Raw genomic sequence first — 16,484 nt, forward strand, 5'->3', positions numbered from 1 at the left:
CCGTATAGCCCCTGTAGTTCGCGGTGCTGGTCCTATAGCTGAATTCGCAGAGATCCCAACGCGGGTGCCCATCCGGCAGCAGAGGAACCATAGGATATAGAAAAAACGGTCCCGACTCCAAGATTATATTGTCAGCGACCTGCCGAGTCATGATCGATGTAGCCGCCTGGCCGTAATCTGAATTGCAGGAGCTTATGTCCTCGGCTGTTTCGGTTGACAATCCCCGAGATACCCGGAACCGAGCTGGCATCGCGCGATCGCTCCCGAATATCGGTGTGCATTCCGCATTCCTACGCACTCCCGCTTCATCTGCCCGTGCTGCGGTAGGCCAGCCCCGCCGGCGAGGTGCTGCCGGCTTCATTCGAAGCCGCCGGTGCCGTATGCCGACGAGCGGAGGCATTCCTCCGAAAGCGGAAGGTTGGGATGATCGGCAGGCGGCTCATCTTCGCGACGCACTCGCTCCTGGCCGTCGGCCTTCCGGTCGCAGCCGACCTCTCCAGGCCGACCTCAGCCTCCGCCGCTCCCTCGGCCACGTACATAGGCGGATGGACCGAGGACGCGCAGGGCTGCAGCCACCCCCTCGCGGAAGGACGTCTTCAGCCCGGCGAATACGTCTTCGGCAAGGATGCGCGGCATCACTTCGAGGGCCGCTGCAGGATCACGCACGCGGAGCAGTCCGGCAGTTTCGGATGGAAGCTCGACGAGGTCTGCGGCAGCGGTCCCTCGACCAGGAAGGCTCGATGGACGCTCTCGGTCGCGGGCGACACGATGATCGCATCGATCACGCGCGGCCCCGCCAAGGCTGGCGAGCCGTTCACCCTCAAGCGATGCGCGACCAGGTAGACCCCGCGCATTGGCGAACCGCACGTCATAGGGAGGGCTGCCCTGACGCTCGAGCTGTCGAACTCGGAGGCGCGCCGCATTGCCCTGACGGCCCAGGGCTTCAGTTCGCGACGACGTCTGCAGTTGGTCGAGTCCGCCTCCATGCGCCGCGAGATCGGCCGGCTGGGCCTGCTTCAGATCGACAGCGTGAACGTCCTCGTCCGCGCCCACTACATGCCGCTGTTCTCGCGCCTGGGGCCCTACGATTGCGGCTCCCTCGACGCCCTGGCTGTCGCCGGCTCGAAGCGCTTCTTCGAGTACTGGGGTCACGAGGCGTCCCTCCTACCGATCGACCTCCAGCCTCTGCTGCGCTGGCGCATGGACCGCGCCCGCCATGGCCACGGCGTATGGAACCAACTCAAGGCGTTCGCGGGCGAGCGGCGCGCGGAGGCGGACGCCATGCTCGCCCGGATCGGGCAGGAGGGCCCGCTGGCTGCCTCCGACGTCTTGGGCCCGAAGGCGTCCAAGGGCATGTGGGTCTGGAGCGATGCCAAGCACGCGCTCGAATGGCTATTCTGGGCGGGCCTGATCGCGTCGACGCATCGACGGGGCAGCTTCGAGCGCGTTTATGACCTGCCCGAGCGGGTGCTGCCCCGGGCCGCCCTCGCACGACCGACCCCGGATCCGGTGGACGCCCGGCGCGAGCTCGTCGCACGGTCCGCGGCGGCGCTCGGCGTGGCGACCGCGAACGACCTGCGCGACTACTACCGCCTCTCGCCGGCCGATGCCCGCCTGCCCATCGAGCAGCTCGTCGAGGCCGGCGTCCTCGTCCCGGTGCACGTCCGCGGCTGGCAGCAGCAGGCCTACCTGCATAAGGATGCCCGGCCCGGACGCCGGCATGCTGGCGCGGCGCTCCTCTCGCCGTTCGACCCGGTCGTCTGGCACCGCCCGAGGACGGAGCGGCTCTTCAGCTTCCGGTATCGATTGGAGATCTACACGCCGGCGCACAAGCGCGAGCATGGCTACTACGTGCTGCCGTTCCTCTTGGACGGCGCGCTCGTCGCCAGGGTCGACCTGAAGGCGGACCGACGGGCCGGGGCGCTGATCGTCCTGCGCGCATCGAGAGCCGGGTGCGCCGGCGGCTACGATGGAGCGGATGCTCGCGGAATTGCGGTTGATGGCCTCGTGGCTCGGCCTGTCCGACGTCGTGATCTCGTCGTCAGCCGGGCTGGAGAGCCGTGATTGCCGGGTCAGTTCCTAGACGAGCGACCGGGCGGCGATGGAATAGCCGGCGGACTCCAGGCTACGCGCCACGCCGGGCCCCGGACACCGCCTCGGCCAATGCCGGGAAGCCGCCGCGCAGATCGGCCGCCGTCATCCAGTACCCGGACCGCCCGAAGACCCGGTTCAGTTTGGCCTTGCGGCGCGCCCCCTTCGTCCAGGGCAGATGCGCGTCGGCCGCCGGGTCGATCTCCAGCACCAGCATGCGCTGCCGCTGGATCTGCATCGGCGTGACGCTGCGGATCGTTTTCCAGGGGATCCAGTCGGTCGACAGCCTGCGATCGTAGATCCCACGCGGCCCGACGGACACCACCGGTTTCGACTGGAACAGCTTGGGGAAGATCAGCACCGTGCAGAGGCCGAAGAACGCGACGCCGGCATAGGCCTCGGACTCGGCGAAGCTTCCGGGCGTCACGGCCGTGCGCCCGATTGTCGGGTGCGCATAGATCAGCCAGCCGGCGAAGGCCGTGAAGCCGACGGAGGCCAGGAAGAGGCCGATGGCCCGCCACGGCGAGCGATGGATCTCGACGACATCCACGTAGGCAAACTCCGCAATGCGATGGGCTGACCTGCGCCACGTTGCCCCTCGGGAGAGCGACTATCGCCCGCCCGAAGGCGATACCGTAGCCGATGGTAGGCGACTTCCTGCATGATCCAGTCCCAGAACGCCTCGGCGCGAACACGTTCAAGGTGGTTTTCTACCTTGTTCAGGCAGGCTCGGACGAAGAAGCCTTCGCCTCGACGGCCTCAGCGCGGATCAGCGGGGCGACATTCCTGACCTGAATCTTCTCGACAATCGAGAGCAGGTGCGCGCGATCCTCGATCTTACGCACGGAGCTGCCGGAGCGTCCGCTTCGGAGAGCACGGCAGTGTGCACCGAATGACCGGGTTGGGCGCACAGCCGAACGTCCGGTTCTGCGCGCGATGGCGATCCGGCGCGGCGTAGTCTGGCCGCTTCGAGACTCGGAATATCGTTAAGCGGACGTCCGGCGCGGTTTAGGAAGGCCTTGAGGTGACCCTAAACGATCATTGGCTCGAATGAATACGAAGGCCTGCTTAACGTGGCGCAGCGAAGCTTCGGGTGACAAAAGACGGACAAGCCGTACTCAAGCTCGCTACGCCCCAGATTTTTCTTATGGTTCGCAACGGTTGGCTAAGGCAGGCCTCGTCATTCAGGCGCGAGAGCGCAAAGGGGCCGGACGCTCCGACGGCTTGAGGCGGGCGCGCCAAACTGACCGCTCGACGAGTTCTCCGATTACTCCCGCTAAGACTTCGGCAACGGCTTCGCTGCCGCGTGCATTCAGGGTTCGTTGGGAGACCACCACCGAGAGCCTCCAGGATGGCGTTGGATCGGCGATCGGTATCGCGACCATCTCGCCGCTCTCGATTTCCGCAGCCAATGCGAAATGCGGCATGACGGTCGCGAAGGCCTGAGCGCGCACGAGCTCCGCGATCGCGGGCAGGCTTTCGCAATCCGTTGCCGTCGGTGTGACATCGTGGCGGGCCGCGAGCTGTTCGATCACGGTGCGCAGCACGTTTGGTCGGCCCGGAAGCACAACCGGGAGCGCTTGGCTAAAGACCTGCCGGAACGAAATCTCGCGGTGGGCGGCGAGCGGATGAGCTGCCGGCACGATGAACATGAGCTCTTCGACCATCATCTCGGTCCAGGCCACGTGCTCGAACGCCTTGTGGTCGTAGAGCAGGGCGACATCGAGTCGCCCCGACTGGATCCACTCGTCGAGCGTGCCGCTCATGGCTTCGACTATGTGCAGGCTGATATTTGGCAGTGCCTCGGAGATTGCCCGGTACAGCGGCAGCGACAGGCCCCGGCAGGCCGAGGTTGGCAACCCGACCGAGATGCGCCCGCTCGGGCTTGTCGCCTGAGAGCGCACGACCTCCTTCGCACGTTCGACCTCCTGCAGGATGCGTCGCGCATGGTCGTAGAATTTCAGTCCGAGCTCGGTCGGAGTCACCCCGCGCGCGTGGCGGAACAGTAGCTCCACTCCCAGCTCGTCTTCGAGGTTGCGCAGCTGCTGGCTGAGGGAAGGCTGGGCGATTCGCAGCACCTCGGCGGCGCGCGACACGTTCCCGCTCTCAGCGATCTGCGCGAAGTAGCGAAGCTGGCGGAGATCCATGGCGATCCTAATGAAGTCTCGCGTGAAGGATCCTCGAAGCTGCACCGCGATGTCAAACTGCTCTGACGCCGAGCAATCTGCGCAAGCTATGTGCACTGCATCGTAAGAAATCTCATCTCTACAGATACTTAACTGCAATGCAGCGAGATCCCGATCGCCTATGATGTATACTCATAGGTTTTTCCAATAGCTCATATCGGAAATTGGTCTTTGATGCCGTCTGTATTCGTTGCGTAGCTTCAAGCCGGCTGAACGAGCATCGGGCAGCAACCGGCGCCGCCATCAGGAAATCGGAGACCATCCCATGGATGCGCAGAAGTATTTGCGCGGCCTCTTCCTGGCCGCGCCCGTGGCTCTAGCGGTTCCCGGCACCGCACTGGCGCAGCAGGAGCCCTGCATCGGCAACTCCGCGGCGATCACGGGGCCGGCGGCGTTCGGCGGGCAGGCGATCAAGATGGGAGCCGAAATCGCCATCGACGAGATCAACGCAAAGGGTGGCGTGCTCGGCAAGCCGCTGCGCTTCGTCCAGTACGACGATGCCGGAGCACCGCCGCGCGGCGTCGACAATACCCGGCGCATCGCGCTGGCCGACAAGTGCGTAGTCATCCTGGGTGGATACCACTCCACCGTTTCCGTAGCGCAAGTGGAGCCGGTACACGCCATCGGTATTCCTTTCGTCGGCGTGCTCGCCGCAAACACGCAAGCGATCGAGAATGGACGTAACCCGAACTACATGTTCCGGGTGTCGGCCAAAGACAAATGGGTCGCCCGGTTCTTGGTCGAGCAGGCCGCGAAGGCCTCGAAGACCGGCAAGATCGCATTCTTCTACGAGAACACAGGTTGGGGTAACGGTGCCGTTCCGGATGTCAAGGCAGCGATAGCCAAGGCCGGCAAGGAGCTGGTCGCTACCGAAACCTTCAACTGGAACGACCAGGACATGACCGCCCAGGCGATCCGGGCTCGGGATTCCGGTGCCGACGTGGCGCTGTTCTGGGCTCTCGACCGCGAAGGCAACCAACTCGTCCGCTCGATGGACAAGGTCGGCTACAAGCCCACGATCATCGGCGCCTGGGGCATCGCCGGCAATCTCGGAGAACTCGCCGGCCCGCTCGCCAACGGCGTCGAGGTCGTGCAGACCTACAGTTTCATGGGCGACCTCGATCCCAAGGGCCAGGCGCTCTGGCATAAGATCCAGGCCAAGTACGGCCTGAAGGACCCGTCGCAGATCAAGATGGGCTCCGGTATCGCCAATACCTACGACGCCGTCCACATCGTGGCGCAGGCGATCGAGAAGGCTGGCGCCTACGACTGGAAGAAGGTCCGCGAGGCGCTCTACCAGGTCAAGTACGACGGCCTCGTCGCCAAGTACGACCCCGCCTTCGACGCCTCCGATCCCGAGCGCCAGGATGCAATCCTGCCGAGCTACTATAAGCTGACCGTCTGGTCCGACGGCAAGCTGCTGCCGATCGCTCAGACCCCATACGGCAAGACGAACTGAAGGCGCGCGCGCCTCTCGCTCCTTCCCCAGCGGGAGGGGCCGGGGCGGTTCGTCCGGAGCCCCCTCACCGGGCCGGACCGCCTCCACTCCGCTGAACGACCCGTCCGCCTCGCATCGGGAGCCTCCGCGGCAGCCATGACGACCGCCCTGCAATACACTCTCTCGGGCCTCGCGATCGGAGGCATCTATGCCCTGGTCGCGCTCGGCTTCCACATCATGTGGTCGGCCGCAAAGGCCGTGAACTTCGCCCATGGCGACACCCTGATGATCGGCGCCGTGCTCGCAGTGATGGGCGTCGATGCCGGCCTGCCGCTGCCGCTCGCCTGCCTGCTGGCAATCCTGGGCGGGGCCCTGTTCGGCGTCGTGCTGGAGCGTTTCGCGGTGCGGCCCTTCATCGGCGCGAACGCCTCGATCGGCTGGATGCTGACCACGATCGCGGTCGGCATCATGGCGGAGTCGCTGGCCACCATGCAGTTCGGCGGCTTCTCCCGCCCGTTGCCTTCACCCGGGGTCGCCAGGGCGATCTCGATCTTCGGCGCAGGCGTCTATCCCCAGGAACTCGTCATCCCGGCGGTCGCCGTGCTGACGATGATTGCGTTGCACGTGATGCAGCGGCACACCCTCGTCGGGCGCGCGATGCAGGCGGTGGCCCACAACCGGCAGGCGGCGGCCCTGATGGGCATCGATGTCGATCGGATCGTGATGTTCTCCTTCGGCCTCGCCGCCCTGTTGGGTGCGGGCGCGGGCGTTCTCGTCGCACCCGTGATCCAGGCTTCTGCCAGCATGGGAGTCCTGCTCGGGCTCAAGGGCTTTGCGGTCGCGATCATCGGCGGCATCACCAGCGGACCCGGCGTCGTGCTGGCTGGGCTCGCCTTCGGCGTCATGGAGAAGTTCGTCGAGGGCTACATCTCGACGGCGGCGCGCGAGATCGTCGGATTCAGCGCGATGATCCTCGTGCTCCTCGCCTTCCCGCAGGGACTGTTCGGCCGCCGGGAGATCTTCAAGGTATGAAGACCCTCCACATCCTCGGCTTCGCACTGCTCGCGGCCATCCTCGTCGCCGTCCCGCTCACCTCCGGCAACGAGTATGAACTGCGCCTGTTCATGCTGTTCCTAATCTACGGCGTGATCGCGGTCGGCCTGAATGTCCTCGTCGGCCTCACCGGCCTTGTCTCTCTGGGCCAGGCGGGTCTGTTCGCGCTCGGCGCCTATACCGGCGCGATCCTGGCGATCCGGTTCGGCCTAGATCTCGTCGTCGCGAGCGTCGGTGCTGCTCTGGTCGCCGGCCTCTTCGGCGCGGCGCTCGCCTATCCGAGCGTGCGGGTGCGGGGCGTCTATCTCGCGGTGGTGACGATCGCCTTCGGCCTCATCGTCGAGAACGTCGCCATCGAGTGGCAGAGCCTTACCGGCGGGACCACGGGGCTAACGGGTATCCCGGGCCCAAACCTCTTCGGGTATCCGCTCTCCGGCTACGCCTTCTACGCGGTGCTCGCGGTCACGCTCTTCTTCGCCACGCTGGCGACGCACAACCTGAAGCACTCGGGCTACGGCCGCGCCATGCTGGCGGTCGCTCAGAGCGAGACGGCCGCACGCAGCCTCGGCATCGGCGCAACGGGGATCCGCACGCTCGCCTTTGCGGTCGCGGCGGTCACGGCGGGGATCGCCGGCAGCTTCTACGCCTTCCTCAACGCCTACATCTCGCCCGACATCTTCACCTTCTCCGATTCTGTCCGCTTCCTGCTGATGGTGATCTTAGGTGGGGCGGCCTCGACCTTCGGGCCGGTGCTTGGGGCCTTCATCCTCACCTACCTGCCGGAGGTGCTGCAGCGCTTCGCCGAGTGGCAAAAGTTCGCCTATGGCGCCCTGCTCCTCGCGGTGATGTTCGGCCTGCCGGGCGGCATCCTCGGCACGCTGGGCCAGCTCTACGCCCGCCTGCGCCCCGGCCCCCGCGGCGTCGATCCAGCCGAGGGGATCCCCGCCGCCGAGACCCTGGCGGGCCGCGAGCCCGCGAGCCTCGAGACCGTCGGCCTCACCGTTCGCTTCGGCGGCCTCACGGCGCTGAGCGCCGCGAGCGTCCGAGTCGCCCCGGGCGAGATCCACGCCCTGATCGGTCCGAACGGGGCTGGCAAGTCGACCTTCGTCAACACGATCTCGGGCTTCTACCGGCCGAGCGAGGGAGGCGTGCAACTCGACGGCACCGATCTCGCCGGCCGCAAGGTCCACGGCATCGCTCGCCTCGGTCTCGCCCGCACGTTCCAGAACACCGAGCTCTTCGGGCAGATGACGGTGCTGGAGAACGTCTTGGTGGGCGGCTTCAGCCACCACAGCTACGGCCTTCCGGGCGCGATCCTGCGTACGCCCGGCTTCCGCCGCGAGGAGGCCGCCTGCCGCGCGGCTGCGATCGGCCTGCTCGACTTCGTCGGCTTGAGCGAGGCGGCCAACGAGCAGGCGCGCTTCCTGCCCTTCGGCCACCAGCGCCGCTTGGAGATCGCTCGGGCTCTCGCCACGCGGCCACGCCTGCTGCTCCTCGACGAACCCGCCGCCGGCCTGACCACCCAGGAGATCGACGAGCTGGAAGGCATGATCCGGAAGATCGCGGGTCTCGGCGTCTCGGTGCTCCTCATTGAACATCACGTCGACCTCATCATGGCGGTCGCCGACACCGTGACGGTACTCGACTACGGCCAGATCATCGCGAGCGACCGCCCGGAGGCGGTGCAGTCCGATCCGCGGGTGATCGAAGCCTATTTCGGCGGCCCGTCCGCCATCCTCGACGAGGAGGCAGCCTGATGGTCGACGAGCCACTTCTCGTGGTCGAGAACCTGGAAGTCCGCTACGGCGCGGCAACAGCCCTCCGCGGTGCAAGCCTGACCGTACGGCGCGGTCAACTGGTCGCCGTGATCGGCAACAACGGGGCTGGGAAGACCTCGCTCATGCGTGGCCTCACCGGGCTCGTGCGCCCGAGTGGAGGTCGCGTCCTGTTCAAGGGTGAGGAGGTCACGCGGCTATCCGCCCATACCAAAGTTGCGCGTGGCCTCGCCATGGTTCCCGAGGGACGCCTGATCTTCCCGGACCAGACGGTCGAGGACAACCTGATCCTCGGTGCCTACAGCCACGGCGGCCTCAGGACCGCGCAGGCGAAGCAGACGCTCGAGCGAGCATTGGCCCTCTTTCCACGTCTGCGCGAGCGGTTGCGTCAGCCCGCCGGCAGCATGTCGGGCGGCGAGCAGCAGATGCTCGCCATCGCCCGGGGTCTGATGGCCGAGCCCGAGCTCCTCGTCATCGACGAACTCTCGCTCGGCCTCGCGCCGCGGGTCGTGGACCAACTGATCGGCGTCCTGCGCGACCTCAACCGCCAGGGCCTCACCATTCTTCTCGTCGAGCAACTCGCATCCTACGCGCTCGCCATCGCCGCCCACGCCTACGTGGTGGCGCAGGGGCGCGTGGTGCGGGACGGCCCGAGCGGGCTTCTCGCCCGCGATCCGGAGGTCATGGAGACCTTTCTCGGCAAGAAGAAAGCCGCCTGAAGGCGGCATCTCCGGAAACCCGATCCGACGCGGCATCCACCGATCCCGCGAACGATCCCCCACGACCTGTAAGGACCCGCCATGCCCCAGCGCGTCGTCGATCTGAGCCTCCTGATTGAAGACAACATGCCGGCCCACAAGCTCTTCCAGCGGCCGGTGCTCACCACCCATCTCAGCCATGAGAGCTCGGCAGCCCTCGGACTCGGCGTCCCGGGCGACGCGATGACCTTCCAGACCAACTTCATCGCGATGCTCGACCACGTCGGCACCCACGTGGACGCGTTCCTACACGTGAACCCGAACGGACAGCCCGTCGACGAGATGCCGCTGGAGATGTTCATGGGCAAGGCGGTCTGCTTCGACCTGCGCCATATCCCCGACCTCGGCGACATCACCGTCGCCGACATGGAGGCGGCGGAGGCCAAGAGTGGCGTGAAGGTCGACGGTCACATCGTCCTGCTCTGCACGGGCTTCCACGCCCGCAACTATCCGAGCATCGACTCGGTGTGGAAGAACCCCCTGCTCACAGCCGAAGCGACGAAGTGGCTGTATGAGCGCGGCTCGAAGATGCAGGGCGTCGAAGGTCCCTCGACCGACAAGCCGAGCGACAACATCTTCGCCCAGCACCGCCTCTGCCGCGACCTCGGCATGAGCCATTGGGAGTGGCTGGTGAACCTGGAAGAGCTTCTGGGTAAGGGCGAGGTGCAGTTCTTCGGCGTTCCGCTCAAGTTCAAAGGCGGCTCTGGCTCGCCGGTCCGCGCCTTCGCCATCGTCAACGACTGACGCACCTGCGGCACCCTGCGGGGTGCCGCACCTCGACTGCGGAGAGCGGAGCGATGACGAACGACCTCGACTTCATGACCGCGCTTGAGTTGAAGCGACTGATCGCGACCCGCGCGGTGTCGCCGGTGGAACTCACGGAGCGGGCCCTTACGCGGGCGGAGGCCAGCCAAAGCACGCTGAACGCCTTTTGCCACCTGATGCCGGAAGAGGCCCGTGCCGCGGCCAAGCGCTCCGAAGAGGCGGTGATGCGCGGCGCCCCACTCGGGCTCCTCCACGGCCTGCCAATCTCGGTGAAGGACCTGATTGCCGTCGCGAACGCACCGTACGCCTTGGGCTCGCGTGCCATGGCGGGGAACATCGCCGCAGCCGACGCCCCTTCGGTCGAAAGACTCCGTGCGGCAGGCGCGATCATCATCGGCAAGACCACGACGAGCGAATTCGGAGCCAAGCCCGTGGGCGACTCGCCGCTCACCGGCATAACCCGGCATCCCTGGGACCTGACGAAGACGCCGGGTGGATCGAGCGCCGGAGCGGCCGCATCGGTGGCGGCCGGAATCACGCCCCTCGCGCTAGGCACCGACGGCGGCGGCTCCCTACGGATCCCAGCCGCGCTCACAGGCCTCGTCGGGCTCAAGGCGCAGTTCGGACGCGTGCCGGTCTGGCCGACCTCTGCGACGCCAACCCTGGCCCATGTCGGCTCTCTCGCGCGCAACGTGGCCGATGCCGCCCTGCTGACGAGTGCGGTCGCCGGCCATGACCCGCGCGATCCGTTCGCGGTGGCCGGGCCCGTCCCCGACCTTCTGGGCGCGGCGAAAGCTTCCGTGGCCGGTCTACGGGTTGCCTGGAGTGCGACCCTCGGCTACGCGCGGCCAAGCCCCGAAGTCGCCGCCATCGCCGGCACCGCGGCGATGGCGCTAGCTGACCAGGGCGCGATCGTAGATGAGGTCGAAGCCGTCTTCGAGTCCGACCCGGCAGATCTTTGGACTGCCGAGTTCTACGCCGGCATCGGCACACGGCTGCGCGGTGTTCTCGAATCCCGCCGCGATCTCTTGGACCCGGCCGTGGCCGACGTGCTCGACGCCGCACTCGCGCAGGAGATGCGCAGCTATTACGAAACCGTATTCGCACGTTATGCGCTACGAGATCGGATGGTCAGCTTTTTCGTCGATTACGATGTGCTTCTGTCGCCAACACTGCCTATTTCGTCCTTGGAAGCAGAGCGGAACATACCGGACGAACTGGAAGATCGAAGCCTCGTTTCCTGGGCCTTCTATACTTATCCCTTCAACCTCACAGGCCAGCCCGCAGCATCAGTTTGCGCAGGGATTGCCTCGGACGGGATGCCCGTCGGCATCCAGATCGCGGGCCCGAGTCTCGGCGAGTTCGACGTGGTTCGGGCGGCTGCGGCGATCGAGCGAACGAGGCCACAGGGCTATAATCTTCGGCCGATTACAAGACCGTGAAAATGCCTCCGTTGGAAATGGCCAGAGGTAGGCCTCGGCTGCAGCTCCGGCGAAATTGTTTTAGGCGGCCTCGCTGTTCCTCCTTCAGACAACGAGAATTTAATCTCCAGCGGCTGGGGTGCATCCTAATCCAGCCAACGCCGAAAGCTAGTCGCGGCACAAGTTGGACCCGTGATTCGGTTCGTAGCAATTTCCACTATGAAGATGGCGGCAATGGCCTACAAAGAACCGAGAGGGGCGCAAAACCGAATGTCAGCCTTCTGACAATCTGGTTCGATCCGGTCGATTACCCGCAGCAGATTGGAACTCCCCGATCTACTGGCGGATTGGCTGGGCGGCAGGCGCGGCGGCGGCATCAGCGCACATTGAGGAGTTCGGTCACCGAGTCGACTGGCCCTGGGACATGGGTTTCCTACGCTCAGGTTGAGGTTGCGAGCCTGAGCATAAACGGTCTTCAGGCCATGGAACTCAAGATCCGCAGGTGAGGTGGCCGCTTCGGCGGATCTCGTCGTCAGCGGGCACAGGTAAAAAAGGACATGCACGACTGGAGCTGAGCGAGGGGCGCTGATGCAAATGAGAAATCTTCCAAAAGAGAGGTCGATATCCGCCATATTCTCGCAGAAAGTCGCGAATATCTCTTGACTATCGTTCGCATTGGCCTCGTTCGTGGCGCCTCCATCGAGGAGTTGCAAATGAACCAGAGCCCTTCAATTTCTGCGCCGGAACAGGCCGATTTTATCGAGCTTACCACCGACATCGTAGCGGCTTATGTGTCGAAGAACTCGGTTCGACCGGCCGACCTTCCGACTCTCCTGGCCGAGGTCCATGGAGCTCTATCCGGGCTCAAGGGTGCCGCTGCTTCCACCGAGTCTAAGGCGGAGAAGGCGACCCCCTCGCAGATCCGGAAATCCATCACACCCGACGCCTTGATCAGCTTCATCGACGGCAAGCCGTACAAAACGCTCAAGCGTCACCTGACCGGCGCCGGCCTGACGTTTGAGGAGTACCGGGAGCGCTTTGGCCTACCGCGGGACTACCCGACCACGGCGGCCAACTACTCAGCTATGCGAGCCGAGTTCGCTCGCAACGCGGGGCTGGGGACTCAGCGCCGGAACGCGGTCCCGAAGGCTGCTGCCGCCGATGAGACCGTTGCGGAGGCTCCCAAGACGCGTGGTCGGAAGAAGGTGGCTGAGCCCGCGCCTGCGCCGGCTGAGAAGCCTGCCCGCGCTCGCAAGAAGGCTGCTGCGGCGTAGCCAAACCGGTAACCCGCTCGCTATTCGTTCATGGCCGGCGTGAGCCCCTTCAGCTCAGGCGCTCGTCTCAACAGCTAACGCCGAGCCAGACGTTCCGGGTTGAAACTTTAGTCTCTGGTGAGAAGCCCGCTCGGTTCGCCGGCGCGGGCTTTTTGCGCTGCCGCGGCACTTAGTTCACGCGGCGCTTAGTTCACCGCCTCGGGCTGATAACCTACGAAGGGACCGATCCCGGCGGCCTCTACTGCCGCGAGGAAGGCTGCATGTGCATCCGCGTCCGATGCGAACGTGTCCTGCCAGCGGGAACAGCCGGACAGGTGCACCACCTCCATCCGCCATCGATCCTGCGTCCCGGCAAGGCGGTAGATCTCGACCTCGACTTCGTGTCCGTCGCGCGTGAAGAGGCCCGACAGCGGGGAGTGCTCGAAGTCGTGTTCCTCGTCATCCATGGCTGCCGTCTCGAGTTACTGAGCCATACGCGGCCGATTGGATCACCAAAACCAGACCAGCCGGCCCGCCTGCATGTAGATCGGCACCCAGATGGCGATCGCGGCGGCGACAGATGCGATGACCAGCGGCAGCGGCGGGCGATCTGTCGTTCTCTCCTGAAAACCCGCAGGACCAATCGTTTTAATCACTTCAGCAAATCCACATTAAAATTCGCGGCAATCCACGGCAGCGGCAAATCTATTGTCCGTCAATCAAAAAATAATGCGGCAGTTGCATTCGCGCCGCACAATTCTGACATTTCTTAAACGATAAATTTGACGTCTATCCTTGCCAATCAGATATTTACGATAATCGAAATCGTCCAATCAATGTAGGTTCTGCTTCAGGCTGATCACGTATCTGTGAGTCGATGCCGGCGTAAAGATTTAGGCACGTAGGTCTGAAAGGTGCGCAAAGCCGTAGGTCAGCTTCCCAGTTGAAGCCAAGGTTCGGTAGTCGCGCATGCCAAACCCAGGAAACCGAACGGCGCTTTGACGCACGGCTGCGCGTGTCGAGCGCGTGTCTCACCGGCTACATTGCATCCAACCCCGCTCTACCTGCGCCTGGACCCCGGACAGGCCCACCGCCGCTCCCGCAGCACCCCCGCTGCCACCGCTGAGCCTCGCTTGCCGTGCAGCTGGCGCCGCTCTCCGCCCAGCCTATCCTACGTCGCTGTCGGTGCCGCGCGGTGGCGGCTGTTCATCCCTCTACCCATCCCGGGAACCCGGTCTCGGCCGCACCCCCGCGGTCACCACGAGGCCACCGACCATGCACGTAACCATCCCCCTGCCACAGCTCGCTGATACCAGCGAGTTCTATGACGCGCGCAGAATCCCGATCGCACTTGCCGACACCGCCCGCGCCGTCCTCGACCCTTCCGGGCTCGGAGCGGTCTCGCCTCACCTGCCGCTCATCCCCGAGGCTGCCCGCCGCCGTCTCCATGTGTTCGTCCCCGCCGACCACCGCTTCAAGGCCGCTGCCCGCTTCCTCCAAGCGCTCTGGCGCGAGGACCGAGACCTGCCGATCGGCACCGATCTAGATCGCGCCAAACCGCACCGGGTCCGCCGCCTCGGCTCGCGCATCTCGATCGCCGCCGGCCGCACGGGCGCCAACTTCATGACCCCCGCCATCGCCGCCGTAGCCACCCGGGCACTTGCCTACCGCGAGCCGGGCGCCGCCTATGACATCAGCCGCCTACGCACCAACCTGCTGTCCTCACAGCCGCTGGTCTTCAACCTGTTCGGCCCACTCGCCAGCGACCCCGCGCTCGCCACCCGCTTCATGGCGGAACTGTTCCCCGGCGCGCTGGCGGATGTCACAGATATCCTGTTCGAGCACAGCCCCGGCCGCGGCGACCCGCGCTTCACTGCCGATCGCACCGCCTTCGACATCATCATTCGTGGCACCGCCCCGACCGGCGCCCGCGCCATCTTCTGCATCGAGATGAAGTACAGTGAAGCCGGCCACGACCCCGCGCCGCCGCCTCATCCGCGGCACCAAGAAATCGGACGCACGACGCCCGGCCTATTCATCGCCCCCGAGGATCCCATGGCTAGCCGGCCCCGCCTGCCAGCAGCTCTACCGCCAACATTGCCTCGCCAGCGCCATGCTCGCCGCCGGCCTCGCGGACACCGCCACGCTGGTCTTCATCGCCCCAGCGCACAACCAACTCGCGCACGCCGCAGCCGCGACTTACAGCCGTCAACTATCGGACCCACACACCGGCCCGATCCCGTTCATCTCGTTGACGCTGGAGCATGCATTTGCTGGGCTAGCCGCCGCCGGCCTGCCTGCACACGCCGCTGCGCTTCACGTACGTTACACCGACTGGTGGCTCCTCGACGGCGAACTCGAACTCGCGATGACGAGCGCAACGGCAGATGCGCCAGTGCCGGACATCGTACCAGTGTCGCACGCGCCGACTGCCGCTCCGTTCGTCACAAGATCCGCCACGCGCAGACGACAGCAGTGCGCCCGACCCCCGGTCCGCACTGGCGCGGCCGCCTGACGCAACTCGCGACGATCGACACGTGACAACTCGGTCCGGCGGCAGGGTACTGCCGCCGGACCGAGCCAATTTTTGGTCCACATCCGCACGGCCGCAGACTCACCCGCGGCACCGACCCACCGGCACCCGCCCATACCAGGGTTCTGCCCGTTTCACGCACCCCGCAAGTGTTTGAAACTAGAGCGTTTTCGGTTTGGGCTGAGTCGGCTTGGTGGGGTTCACGCGGCGCTGGGAGACTGATTCACTCGGCCGGTCGACAGCCGGAGTGAAGCATGGGCCGCCCCTACAGCTTGGACCTGCGCGAGCGGGTGGTGACCGCGGCTGCGGCGACCTCGCGCCGTCAGGCGGCCGCCCGCTTCGGGGTCGGCCAAGCAACCGCAATCCGCTGGATGGCGGCGCTCGCCGCGACTGGGACGGTGGCCGCCCGGCCGCAGGGGCGTGCCCGCCGCTCCAAGCTCGACCCGTACGAGACGTTCCTGCGTACGCTGATCGACGAGAAAGTTGATATCACCCTGGAGGAGATGCGCGCCCGGTTGCAGGACGAGCATGGCCTCACCGTCGGGCTCGGCACGCTGTGGGCCTTCCTCGACGCGCGCGACCTGACGTACAAAAAAAGACGGCCCACGCCGCAGAGCAGGATCGGCCGGACGTGAAGGCCGCCCGGGAAGCGTGGTTCGAGAGCCAGCCCGATCTCGACCCGGACCGGCTGGTGTTCCTCGACGAGACGTGGACCGCCACCAACATGGCCCGCACCCGCGGGCGCTGTCCCCGCGGCCAGCGGCTGCGCTCCCCCGTCCCGCACGGTCATTGGAAGACCACGACCCTGGTGGCGGGCCTGCGCCTGTCCGGGATCGCCGCGCCGTTCGTGCTCGACGGGCCGATCAACCGCGACGCCTTCCAAGTCTACGTCGATCAGGTCCTGGTGCCCGAACTCGCACCCGGGGACATCGTGATCATGGACAATCTCGGCAGCCACAAAGGCCCGGCCGTGCGCGCGGCGATCGAGGCGGCGGGCGCGCGGCTCCTGTTCCTCCCGCCCTACTCGCCGGACTTCAATCCGATCGAGATGGCGTTCTCGAAGTTGAAGGCGGGGCTGCGCAAGGCCGCCGAGCGCACGCGCGAAGGGCTCTGGACCACAATCGGGCGGCTCGTCGATGCCGTCACGCCCGACGAGGCTGCAAACTTCTTCGTCGCGGCAGGATACGACCCCAATTAAACCGAAACCGCTC

The 16,484-nt window shown here is 65.8% G+C and carries 15 protein-coding genes and 2 pseudogenes; 12 read left to right on the top strand and 5 right to left on the bottom strand.

The window, feature by feature from the left end; genetic code table 11:
• Positions 1 to 423: 423 nt before the first annotated feature.
• Together ME121_RS21830 and ME121_RS21835 are read left to right on the top strand one after the other, a co-directional pair.
• Complete coding sequence (locus tag ME121_RS21830) at positions 424 to 843, top strand: hypothetical protein (RefSeq protein ID WP_029359451.1); 420 nt, start codon at positions 424 to 426, stop codon at positions 841 to 843.
• A 42-nt stretch (positions 844 to 885) separates the two neighbouring features.
• A pseudogene (locus tag ME121_RS21835) lies at positions 886 to 2,083 on the top strand (winged helix-turn-helix domain-containing protein).
• A 42-nt stretch (positions 2,084 to 2,125) separates the two neighbouring features.
• Here ME121_RS21835 and ME121_RS21840 read toward each other — a convergent pair.
• The 3 genes from ME121_RS21840 to ME121_RS21845 all read right to left on the bottom strand — a co-directional run bounded on the left by ME121_RS21840 (position 2,126) and on the right by ME121_RS21845 (position 4,238).
• Positions 2,126 to 2,641, bottom strand: a complete 516-nt coding sequence (locus ME121_RS21840; protein ID WP_029359453.1) for an STM3941 family protein — start codon at positions 2,639 to 2,641, stop codon at positions 2,126 to 2,128.
• A gap of 169 nt (positions 2,642 to 2,810) precedes the next feature.
• Positions 2,811 to 2,936: a hypothetical protein gene (locus ME121_RS34020; RefSeq protein ID WP_280951389.1), complete on the bottom strand. Its 126-nt coding sequence runs from the start codon at positions 2,934 to 2,936 to the stop codon at positions 2,811 to 2,813.
• 339 nt (positions 2,937 to 3,275) lie between these two features.
• The gene (locus ME121_RS21845; RefSeq protein WP_029359454.1) at positions 3,276 to 4,238 is read right to left on the bottom strand and encodes a LysR family transcriptional regulator; all 963 of its coding nucleotides are present in this window, start codon (positions 4,236 to 4,238) and stop codon (positions 3,276 to 3,278) included.
• A 304-nt stretch (positions 4,239 to 4,542) separates the two neighbouring features.
• On the opposite strand from ME121_RS21845, the gene ME121_RS21850 reads away from it, so the two are divergent.
• From ME121_RS21850 to ME121_RS21880, 7 genes are all read left to right on the top strand, one after another.
• Positions 4,543 to 5,736 carry an ABC transporter substrate-binding protein gene (locus tag ME121_RS21850; protein WP_029359455.1) on the top strand — a complete coding sequence of 398 codons (1,194 nt, stop codon included), beginning with the start codon at positions 4,543 to 4,545 and terminating at the stop codon, positions 5,734 to 5,736.
• A gap of 135 nt (positions 5,737 to 5,871) precedes the next feature.
• Positions 5,872 to 6,747: a branched-chain amino acid ABC transporter permease gene (locus ME121_RS21855; protein ID WP_029359456.1), complete on the top strand. Its 876-nt coding sequence runs from the start codon at positions 5,872 to 5,874 to the stop codon at positions 6,745 to 6,747.
• Positions 6,744 to 8,525, top strand: a complete 1,782-nt coding sequence (locus ME121_RS21860; protein ID WP_029359458.1) for a branched-chain amino acid ABC transporter ATP-binding protein/permease — start codon at positions 6,744 to 6,746, stop codon at positions 8,523 to 8,525. Before ME121_RS21855 ends, ME121_RS21860 begins: the two co-directional genes overlap by 4 nt.
• Complete coding sequence (locus ME121_RS21865; RefSeq protein ID WP_029359459.1) at positions 8,525 to 9,262, top strand: ABC transporter ATP-binding protein; 738 nt, start codon at positions 8,525 to 8,527, stop codon at positions 9,260 to 9,262. The genes ME121_RS21860 and ME121_RS21865 overlap by 1 nt, the downstream gene beginning before the upstream one ends.
• A gap of 81 nt (positions 9,263 to 9,343) precedes the next feature.
• A complete protein-coding gene (locus tag ME121_RS21870) occupies positions 9,344 to 10,045 on the top strand; it encodes a cyclase family protein (protein ID WP_029359460.1) in 702 nt (233 codons plus the stop codon).
• A 53-nt stretch (positions 10,046 to 10,098) separates the two neighbouring features.
• Complete coding sequence (locus tag ME121_RS21875) at positions 10,099 to 11,508, top strand: amidase family protein (protein WP_029359461.1); 1,410 nt, start codon at positions 10,099 to 10,101, stop codon at positions 11,506 to 11,508.
• A 692-nt stretch (positions 11,509 to 12,200) separates the two neighbouring features.
• Positions 12,201 to 12,761: a Ros/MucR family transcriptional regulator gene (locus ME121_RS21880; RefSeq protein ID WP_059409592.1), complete on the top strand. Its 561-nt coding sequence runs from the start codon at positions 12,201 to 12,203 to the stop codon at positions 12,759 to 12,761.
• 185 nt (positions 12,762 to 12,946) lie between these two features.
• On the opposite strand, the gene ME121_RS21885 is transcribed toward ME121_RS21880, so the two are convergent.
• Together ME121_RS21885 and ME121_RS34025 are read right to left on the bottom strand one after the other, a co-directional pair.
• The gene (locus tag ME121_RS21885; protein WP_029359464.1) at positions 12,947 to 13,207 is read right to left on the bottom strand and encodes a hypothetical protein; all 261 of its coding nucleotides are present in this window, start codon (positions 13,205 to 13,207) and stop codon (positions 12,947 to 12,949) included.
• 42 nt (positions 13,208 to 13,249) lie between these two features.
• A complete protein-coding gene (locus tag ME121_RS34025) occupies positions 13,250 to 13,396 on the bottom strand; it encodes a hypothetical protein (RefSeq protein WP_206406861.1) in 147 nt (48 codons plus the stop codon).
• Between the two features lie 619 nt (positions 13,397 to 14,015).
• Between ME121_RS34025 and ME121_RS34030 the strand changes: the two are divergent.
• The 3 genes and pseudogenes from ME121_RS34030 to ME121_RS34040 form a co-directional block, all read left to right on the top strand.
• A pseudogene (locus tag ME121_RS34030) lies at positions 14,016 to 14,720 on the top strand (PGN_0703 family putative restriction endonuclease); the annotation flags it as partial.
• On the top strand, positions 14,701 to 15,255 hold the full coding sequence (locus ME121_RS34035; RefSeq protein ID WP_348648827.1) for a hypothetical protein: 555 nt from the start codon (positions 14,701 to 14,703) through the stop codon (positions 15,253 to 15,255). The pseudogene ME121_RS34030 and the gene ME121_RS34035, both read left to right, overlap by 20 nt.
• A gap of 272 nt (positions 15,256 to 15,527) precedes the next feature.
• A protein-coding gene (locus ME121_RS34040; RefSeq protein WP_206406857.1) for an IS630 family transposase occupies positions 15,528 to 16,471 on the top strand; the annotation gives its coding sequence in 2 pieces (ribosomal slippage) (positions 15,528 to 15,864 and positions 15,864 to 16,471; 945 coding nt in all).
• Positions 16,472 to 16,484: the final 13 nt, after the last annotated feature.

Origin of the sequence: Methylobacterium sp. ME121 (assembly GCF_000974725.1) — a bacterium.
In the GTDB taxonomy this organism is placed as follows: Bacteria; Pseudomonadota; Alphaproteobacteria; order Rhizobiales; family Beijerinckiaceae; genus Methylobacterium; species Methylobacterium radiotolerans.